The organism is Arthrobacter sp. GCM10027362, from assembly GCF_042679445.1.
GTDB lineage: Bacteria > Actinomycetota > Actinomycetes > Actinomycetales > Micrococcaceae > Crystallibacter.
This window is the reverse complement of record NZ_JBHTML010000274.1, coordinates 1-3,799: the sequence shown is the minus strand read 5'-3', so window position 1 is coordinate 3,799 and position 3,799 is coordinate 1. Positions and strand designations below refer to the sequence as shown.

4 protein-coding genes, 1 tRNA gene and 1 pseudogene are annotated in these 3,799 nt (G+C 68.8%); 3 read left to right on the top strand and 3 right to left on the bottom strand.

Translation table 11 applies throughout. The features are described 5' to 3' along the window. Positions 1-415 (bottom strand): acyl-CoA thioesterase domain-containing protein (locus tag ACFQ36_RS21405; RefSeq protein ID WP_377017351.1); only part of this gene is annotated, 415 nt, incomplete at its 3' end. Between the two features lie 64 nt (positions 416-479). Here ACFQ36_RS21405 and ACFQ36_RS21400 point away from each other — a divergent pair. Then, positions 480-1,358, top strand: a complete 879-nt coding sequence (locus ACFQ36_RS21400; RefSeq protein ID WP_377017349.1) for a potassium channel family protein — start codon at positions 480-482, stop codon at positions 1,356-1,358. A 99-nt stretch (positions 1,359-1,457) separates the two neighbouring features. On the opposite strand, the gene ACFQ36_RS21395 is transcribed toward ACFQ36_RS21400, so the two are convergent. Both ACFQ36_RS21395 and tadA read right to left on the bottom strand, forming a co-directional pair. Further along, positions 1,458-1,547: transfer RNA gene (locus tag ACFQ36_RS21395), tRNA-Ser, on the bottom strand. A gap of 123 nt (positions 1,548-1,670) precedes the next feature. Continuing rightward, positions 1,671-2,102: a tRNA adenosine(34) deaminase TadA gene (gene tadA / locus ACFQ36_RS21390; protein WP_377017354.1), complete on the bottom strand. Its 432-nt coding sequence runs from the start codon at positions 2,100-2,102 to the stop codon at positions 1,671-1,673. Positions 2,103-2,224: 122 nt separating this feature from the next. Between tadA and upp the strand changes: the two genes are divergently transcribed. Next, positions 2,225-2,860: a uracil phosphoribosyltransferase gene (gene upp, locus ACFQ36_RS21385; protein ID WP_377017347.1), complete on the top strand. Its 636-nt coding sequence runs from the start codon at positions 2,225-2,227 to the stop codon at positions 2,858-2,860. A gap of 469 nt (positions 2,861-3,329) precedes the next feature. Then, positions 3,330-3,799, top strand: a pseudogene (locus ACFQ36_RS21380) (winged helix family transcriptional regulator); the annotation flags it as partial.

The window sequence follows — 3,799 nt, the reverse complement described above, 5'->3', positions numbered from 1 at the left end:
GGAGCCGGCCGCCGGGGCCGCCGGCGACCTCGCTGGTGTCCCCGGTGAGCAGCCGCCAGATCAGTGCGCGCACGGCCGGGCGGCCGTTGCCGCTGAGTGTGGCCTCGATCAGCTCGATGGTCCGCCCCGGCCGGACCACCTCGGTGTGCACCTCGAATGCGCCGCCGGGGATGACCCCGAGGATTTCGAAGGTGGCCTGGCTGATCACCATGTCCGGGCGCGGATGGTTGCGCAGCACCTCGTGGATCAGCAGTCCCGAGGCCGGGGCCATGTGCTGTTCGTGGTCGTTCCAGGCGCCCTGCGAGTGCAGGGTGGAGTGGAAGCGATGGGCGTCCCGGCGCACGTAGTAGGCGTCCGGGACGGGTTCGCCGGCGGCGCCGAGGTGCTCGGTGGCGGTGGTCAGGGATTCGGGCATGAGCCCAGTCTAGTGAAGCGCCCGCCGCAGCCGCGGCGGGCCCGACCCCGGCTAGAGTCTGATCATGGCGTGGTTCTATACCGTCCTGGGAGTGGTGCTGGCCGCCGCCGGCTTGGTGGATGTGTTCCAGACCCTGCTCCATCCCGGCGGCCGGGGCCGGCTCAGCCGGCTGGTCACGCGGGCCGTGTGGTGGGCCAGCAGGACCTTCAACCGGCCGGCCGGTTCGATCATCGGCCCGCTCGCCATCGCCGCAGTGGTTGCCATGTGGGTGATGCTGGAGCTTCTGGGCTGGGCCCTGATCTGCCTTCCGCACATCCCGGAAGGCTTCTCCTATTCTTCCGGGCTGGACCCGGCGGCGTATCCGGCCTTCGCCGAAGCGGTCTATATCTCCCTGGTCACCCTCTCGACGCTCGGCTTCGGCGACGTCGTCGCCACCGACGGCTGGCTGCGCATGGTCCTGCCGCTGGAGGCCGTGACCGGCTTCGCCCTGCTGACGGCGGCGGTGTCCTGGTTCCTGCAGATCTATCCGGCCCTGGCCAGGCGGCACGTCCTGGCGATCCGGCTGGAACTGCTGGAGAAGACCGAGTATGCCCTCATTCTCGACCATGCCGACGACACCAGCAGCAGCCGGATGCTGGAGATCCTGGCCCGGGACATCATCCAGATGCGCGTGGACCTGTTGCAGAACCCGGAGACGTACTACTTCCACGAGGCCGGCCCGGAGGTCCTGCTGCCGGACCCGCTGGCCCACGCGTACGAGCTGGGCAGCCGGGCGCGGCGGTCCAACCGCCACGACCTGCGCCTCGCCGGGGAACTGCTGGGGGCGGCCCTGGACGACCTGGCGTTTTTCCTCCGGCACGAGTTCGGCAATCCGGGGGAGACTCCGGAGCAGATTTTCCGTTCCCTGGGTGCCACCCGCGGGAGCAATAACCGGCGGTCCTGAACCCGTGGGCCGGCGGGGAGGCACCGGGCAGAAGGCCGGCGGCCCGGCTGCCAGGCAAAGCGAAGGCCCCTGCTTCCCGGGAAGCAGGGGCCTTGCCGTTGGCGGTGACGGAGGGATTTGAACCCTCGTTGGCTTTTACACCAAACATCATTTCGAGTGATGCACCTTCGGCCGCTCGGACACGTCACCAACGCCATAACTTTACCCGGTGTTCGGCCGGGTCCCAAACCGGCCCCCGGAACGGCCGCGGCCGGGCCTGGACCAGGACGGCAGCGGGGCCGAGGCTGCGGCGGTGCGAAGGTGCGCGCCGGCTTAGCGGTGGCCGGCGAAGAAGTCGCGCAGCAGCGCCGCGCATTCCTCCTCGCGTACCCCGGGGTAGACCTGGACCCAGTGGTTGAGCCGGCGCTCGCGGAGGATGTCGAACACGCTGCCGGAGGCGCCGGCCTTCTCGTCCCAGGCGCCGAAGACCACCCTGGGAATGCGGGCCAGCACAATGGCGCCGGCGCACATCGCGCACGGCTCGAGCGTGACCACCAGGGTGCAGCCGTCCAGCCGCCAGGACCCCAGTGCCTGTGCGGCCTGGCGGATGGCGACCATCTCGGCGTGCGCCGTGGGGTCCTGGTGCGCCTCCCGCTCGTTGCGGCCGGTGCCGACGATGGTGCCGTCCGGGCCGACGACGACGGCACCGATCGGTACGTCCGCGCTGTCCAGCGCCCGGCGGGCCTCGGCCAGGGCCAGGCCCATCCAGCGGTCGTAGCTGCCGGGGTGGCGGCGCGGTGCGGCGGAGGCGGTCACGGGGACAATTCTTCCCCGCGCCGCGGCGGGGTCCAAGCCGGGCGCCGGCGGCAATCGCTAGACTGGGTGCCATGCGCGTTCTCGAGGTCGACCATCCCCTTGTGGCCCACAAGCTCACGGTCCTTCGGGACAGGAACACCTCGTCGCCGGTTTTCCGGCAGCTGACGGAGGAACTGGTCACGCTGCTGGCGTACGAGGCCACCCGGGAGGTACGCACCGAACCGGTGGAGATCGAGACGCCGGTGGCCCGGACCGTCGGCACGGCGTTCACCAAGCCGACCCCGCTGGTGGTGCCGATTCTGCGTGCCGGGCTGGGCATGCTCGAGGGCATGACCAAGCTGGTCCCCACCGCCGAGGTGGGCTTCCTGGGCATGGCCCGCAACGAGGAGACGCTCGAGGCGATCACGTATGCCGAGCGGCTGCCGGCGGATCTGACCGGCCGCCAGGTTTTTGTGCTCGATCCGATGCTGGCCACCGGCGGAACGCTGCGCGAGGCGATCAAGTTCCTCTTTGCGCGCGGGGCCGCGGACGTGACCTGCATCTGCCTGCTGGCGGCTCCCGAGGGGCTGAAGCTCCTGGAGGAGGGGCTTGCCGACGCCAACGTCACCCTCGTGGTGGCTTCGGTTGACGAACGCCTGAATGAGAAGGCGTACATCGTTCCCGGCCTGGGCGACGCCGGGGACCGCCTCTATGGGGTGGCCGGCTAGGCGGAACACAACGCTTGTCCAAATAATGGACGTTTTGCCAAACGGGCGCATTTCTGTTCCTGACCGCCCGGCGGCGGCCGGCATTCCTCACCGGGGGAAAACCAAGCAGTTATATAAGGAAAGCATGCTTCCCGTCTCGCATTTGTCGGACCCTCGGCGGTGTGAGCTACGCCACAAAAAGCCCCAAAATCTCACTATGTGGACGAAAACGGCTTTTATTACTTGCACGTATCGTTTGTTACGACCAAGATCTATGGCGTGAACAACATTGCAACAGCATCTGCAGCCGCAGCCTTCCGGACAGGAACCTCCCCCGGGAGACAGTGCTGTTGCCGAATGCAGGCCTAGCTCGGCACCCCAGAGTTATCCAGGCAAGTCTCTTCTGTCCAATGGCGGGCAACGGCATCCCGTGCGGGCACATAATGCATTCGCGCCGTGGTGGCGGCCATTCACATTATTGAGGTTAGAAATGTCAGTTTCATCCGGATACGTCCACATCTCCGTCCGCAACGCCCAGAACCGCGCCGCTGCTGCGCAGCGCCCGGGCGGCCCGCGGCACTTGGACCAGCAGGGTTACCGCGTGCTGCGCCCGGTGTCGGGGCAGGCGGTCCCGGACCCGGCCTACCCGGCCACCGCGCCAACCCCCGTGGTCGCGCCCAATGGAACCCCCGGTCCGCAGGCGGTCAGCAATGACACTGTGGCCCGAGGGTTCGTTTTGTATGTGGGCCTTGACGAAGCTGCCGCCGCCGCGGCCGGGACTTCGCTGACCCGGCTCGCTTCGCAGATCCGCTCCTATGTGCAGAGCCTGGTTCCGGCCGCGCAGAGCCATGCCGCCGTCGCGCTGGCCCCGGCCGATGCCCCGGGCGAGAACATCGACGTCGTCCGCCAGGCCCTGGGGGATCCCACGGCGACCCGCCGCCCGCGCGCCGAGGCGGTGCG